The 3,654-nt window shown below is 69.2% G+C and carries 4 protein-coding genes; 3 read left to right on the top strand and 1 reads right to left on the bottom strand.

What is annotated here, in order from left to right; translation table 11 throughout:
* The 3 genes from DBR23_RS30920 to DBR23_RS17090 form a co-directional block, all read left to right on the top strand.
* The coding region (locus tag DBR23_RS30920; RefSeq protein WP_369882128.1) for an MFS transporter at positions 1–525 on the top strand (525 nt) is incomplete at its 5' end.
* A 150-nt stretch (positions 526–675) separates the two neighbouring features.
* A complete protein-coding gene (locus DBR23_RS17085; protein ID WP_056057318.1) occupies positions 676–1,398 on the top strand; it encodes a response regulator in 723 nt (240 codons plus the stop codon).
* A gap of 40 nt (positions 1,399–1,438) precedes the next feature.
* Positions 1,439–2,695: an ATP-binding protein gene (locus tag DBR23_RS17090; protein ID WP_108499040.1), complete on the top strand. Its 1,257-nt coding sequence runs from the start codon at positions 1,439–1,441 to the stop codon at positions 2,693–2,695.
* A 23-nt stretch (positions 2,696–2,718) separates the two neighbouring features.
* Here the strand turns inward: DBR23_RS17090 and DBR23_RS17095 are convergent.
* Positions 2,719–3,654, bottom strand: a 936-nt coding sequence (locus tag DBR23_RS17095; RefSeq protein WP_108499041.1) for a YbfB/YjiJ family MFS transporter, incomplete at its 5' end; no start/stop codon positions are given.

The raw sequence follows: 3,654 nt of genomic DNA on the forward strand, positions 1-3,654 counted from the left end.
AGCGATGTGGTGATGGGCATCATGGCCAACCCGTTCTACGTGGACATGGGCTACACCAAGGACGAAGTGGCCGCCGTGACCAAGATCTACGGTGTGATCATGACGCTCGCTGGCGCCTTCGTGGGCGGCGTGTTGTCCATGCGCTTTGGCGTGATGCGCATCCTGATGCTGGGCGCCATCCTGAGCGCCGCCAGCAACCTGCTGTTTGCCTGGCTGGCGGGCCACGGGCACGACGTGACGGCGCTGATTGCCGTGGTGTCTGCCGACAACCTGGCCAGCGGCATTGCATCGGCCGCGTTCATCGCCTACCTGTCGAGCCTGACCAACGTGAGCTACTCGGCCACGCAGTACGCGCTGTTCAGCTCGATGATGCTGCTCCTGCCGAAGTTCGTGGCGGGCTTCTCGGGCGACTATGTGGATGCGTTTGGGTACGCCCAGTTCTTCACCTCCACGGCGCTGCTGGGGCTGCCGGTGCTGGTGCTGGTGTGGCTGGCATCGCGCATCCAGAAGGTCGGTGGCGCCTGATTCATATGTCCAGACAGCTACCAAATCAATAGCAATTTCTGAAGCCTCTCGCCACCCGGTTTACCGGAACTTTACGGGGGCTTCAACACGGGGAGACGGCTGGGCCGGACCATGAAGACCGTTTCAAAGCCTCGCTACTACACTGCCCCCATGAGCTCCCAACTGCTGATGATCGAAGACGACGCCCGCCTCGCGCAGATGGTGGGCGAGTATCTGGGCCAGTCGGGCCTGCAGGTCACGCACCGTGCCGATGGCAAAAGTGGCCTGGCGCAGCTGCAGGGCCCTGATGCCGGGCCGCTGCCCGACCTGGTGATCCTGGACCTGATGTTGCCCGACATGGATGGACTGGAAGTGTGCCGCCGCATTCGCTCGCTGCAGGGCAACGCGGCGCAGGTGCCGGTGCTCATGCTCACCGCCAAGGGCGACCCCATGGACCGCATCATCGGGCTCGAGCTGGGTGCTGACGATTACCTGCCCAAGCCCTTTGAGCCCCGCGAGCTGCTGGCCCGCATCCGCGCCATCCTGCGCCGGCGCACGGATGGTGGCGGCGCGGCAGCCGCCACCCAGGTGCTGCGCTTTGGCACGCTGGAGATCGACCGCGACGCGCGCACCGTGACCGTGGCGGGGCAGCTGGCGGACCTCACCTCGTACCAGTTCGACCTGCTGGTGGCGTTGGCCGAGCGCGCGGGCCGGGTGCTCACGCGCGACCAGATCATGGAGGCCGTGCGCGGCCGCGAGCTGGAGGCGTTTGACCGCTCCATCGACGTGCACATGGGCCGCATCCGCGCGGCCATCGAGGCCGACGCCAAGAACCCGCGCCGCATCCTCACGGTGCGCGGTGTCGGTTATGTGTTTGCCAAGCAGCAAGATTGACCGCTGACGCAGCCCCGCTGCCTGCGCTGTCGCCGTACGCATGTCCTTGACCAACCCTTTTTCCCGCCGCCTTTATCTGCGCATCTGGCTCGCCGTGGTCGGCGGCATGGCGGTGCTGACGCTCACCGTGGGCTGGGCCTGGCGCATTGCCGAGGAACAAAAGGCCCAGAACAACCAGCCGTTTGTGCCGCCTTCGCGCGAGATGGCGGTGCGCGACCCGGCGGGCAACCTGGTGCTGCGCGGCATGGCCACGCGCCAGCCGTCCGAGCCGGGCGAGGTGGTGGAATTCCACATCGAGGCGGAAAACGGCCAGATCTTCACCCTGCAGATGGCGCCCCGCCAGCCCCGCATGGGCCGCAACGGCGGCCGGCCCGGGGGGCCCGGCCAGGACGAGGCGGCTTTCTGGACCCGTCCGCCCTTCGGCTTCTTGTGGCTGCTGGGCATCGTGGGTCTGGCGGTGGCGGTGGGCGTGTACCCCATCATCCGCCGCCTCACGCAGCGGCTGGAGGCCTTGCAGCGCAGCGTGAAGAAATTTGGCGAGGGCGACCTGTCGGTGCGGGTGCCCGAGCAGGGCCAGGACGAAGTGGCCGATCTGGCGCGCCAGTTCAACGCAGCGGCAGAGCGTGTGGAAACCCTGGTCAAGTCGCACAAGTCGCTGCTGGCCAATGCCTCGCACGAGCTGCGCTCGCCCCTGACCCGTATCCGCATGGGGCTGGAGCTGATGGGTGGCCAGCAGCCTTCCCCCGCCTTCCGCGAAGAAATCCTGCGCAACATCGCCGAGCTGGACCAGCTGGTGGACGAGATCCTCCTGGCCAGCCGGCTCGACGCGCGCGAGGCCGACGTGGGCACCGTGGAACTGGTGGACCTGATTGGCCTGGCCGCCGAGGAATGTGCGCGCGTGGACGCCGACCTGGACGTGAGCGCGAGCCCCGATTCGCTGGAGGTGCGCGGCGTGGCGAAGCTGCTGCGCCGGGCGATCCGCAACCTGCTGGAAAACGCACGCCGCTACAGCACCGGCGAGATCACCGTGGTGGTGGACCGCCGCCAGGGCCGCGCCGAGGTGCATGTGTGTGACCACGGCCCGGGTGTACCACCCGGCCAGCGCGAGCGCATCTTCGAGCCCTTCTACCGACTGCCGGGCGCCAGCGAGCGCGCGGGCGGCGTGGGCCTGGGGCTGGCGCTGGTGCGGTCGATTGCCGGCCGCCACAACGGCACCGTGCACTGCCAGGACCGTGCTGACGGCGACAGCGGCGCGTGCTTTGTGCTGGCGCTGCCGCTGGCACCATCCACGCACTGATTGGCGCCTGCATTCGCGTGCGCTCAGCGCGCTGCCAGGCGGGGCGCCAGGGGCCAGCGCCAGGCCATGGCGGCATATAGCACCGCACCCACACCGAGCGCTGCGGCGGCCACAGCCAGCCCGTAGACAAAGCCCTGCCCCTGCGTGGCCGCGTGGTGCAGCATCCATGCCACCATGGGCGGGCCCACGATCTGACCGATGCCGTAGGCCGCCGTGAGCAGCCCCGGAAAACTGTCGCCCGCCGCAGGCCACACGCGCCGCGCCTCCTGCAGGGCATAAAAGGTGATGGCAGTGAACGGCAAGCCCAACAGCAGGCTGCCCAGCGCAAAGCCCGCAGGCCCCGGCCACACCAGGCTGAGCGCGATAGCCCCGGCCTGCACCACGTAGGCAGCCATCAGCAGCCAGCGCCGGTCCCACGCGGCCGGGGTGCGGGTGGACAACGCCGCGCCCAGCGCCACGCCAGCACCAAACAGCGGCCAGAACAGGTCGGGCCAAGGCGACCCCGCAGGCAAGGCAGCGCGCGCAATCACGGGCAAAAAGGTGGCCGTGACGATGTAGCCCAGCCCTGCGAGCCCATAGGCCAGCGTGAGCCCCGTGCGCGCCCAGAACCCGTGGCCGGGGGTGGAGCCGTCTACCACCGGGCCGGAGGCTGCGGCCGACCCGGGCATCGCCACACCCCGCAGCACGGGCCAGATGGCAGCGCACAGCCCCACGCTCAGCAGTCCGAACACCGCCCAGCCCGCTGCAGCGGGCCACTGCAGCGCCACCATGGCACTGGCCGACAGGCCGGTGAGCACGATGCCCAGCCCCGGGCCACAAAAGATCAACCCGCCCAGCGCGGGCTGGCCCAGCGCCACCAGCCGCAGCATGCACCACACCGAGACGTTCAAGAACACCAGCGCACTGGCCACCCCGGCCGCAAACCGCAGCGCGGGCCAGGTGCCCGGCAGCGGCAGCGC

It is taken from the genome of Acidovorax sp. HMWF018 (assembly GCF_003061035.1).
Classification (GTDB): Bacteria; Pseudomonadota; Gammaproteobacteria; order Burkholderiales; family Burkholderiaceae_C; genus Acidovorax; species Acidovorax delafieldii.

Excerpts from the sequence above, each read along its gene's own strand:
- DBR23_RS17085 (WP_056057318.1), top strand. The coding sequence starts at position 676 with ATGAGCTCCCAACTGCTGATGATCGAAGACGACGCCCGCCTCGCGCAG.
- DBR23_RS17090 (WP_108499040.1), top strand. The coding sequence starts at position 1,439 with ATGTCCTTGACCAACCCTTTTTCCCGCCGCCTTTATCTGCGCATCTGG.